General features: G+C 57.9%; 1 protein-coding gene. It reads left to right on the top strand.

The features are described 5' to 3' along the window. Window positions 1–33 precede the first annotated feature (33 nt). Window positions 34–532, top strand: a 499-nt coding sequence (locus QZ269_RS13490; protein WP_291427200.1) for a catalase, incomplete at its 3' end; no start/stop codon positions are given.

The raw sequence follows: 532 nt of genomic DNA, 5'->3' as shown, positions 1-532 counted from the left end.
GCTCTGGCTACTTTGAATAAGGAGTTTTGTCTGATGAGTACCAAGAAGCCAGCTACCCCGCCGAAGAGTGAGCTCGCGGGCACCGATACCCTGGACCGTGGCAACACCAACGCCAAGTTGCAGGCCCTGGAGGAATTCCGCTCAGATGCAACCGGCCAGGCGCTGCGCACCAACCAAGGCGTCAAGATTGCCGATAACCAGAACACCCTGAAAGTCGGTGCCCGTGGCCCTTCGCTGCTGGAAGACTTCATCATGCGTGAAAAAATCACGCACTTTGACCATGAGCGTATTCCGGAGCGCATCGTGCATGCCCGTGGTACGGGCGCCCATGGTTATTTCCAGACTTACGAGAACCATTCGGCGCTGAGCAAGGCCGGTTTCCTGCGTAACCCCGAGCATAAAACCCCGGTGTTCGTGCGCTTCTCTACGGTGCAGGGCCCGCGTGGTTCGGGCGATACCGTGCGTGACGTGCGCGGTTTTGCCGTGAAGTTTTTCACCGACGAAGGCAACTTCGACTTGGTGGGCAACAACA

Origin of the sequence: Deinococcus sp. (genome assembly GCF_018260405.1) — a bacterium.
Taxonomy (GTDB): domain Bacteria; phylum Deinococcota; class Deinococci; order Deinococcales; family Deinococcaceae; genus Deinococcus.
Note: the sequence above shows the minus strand (reverse complement) of the source record. Positions and strands in the feature narration are given on the sequence as shown.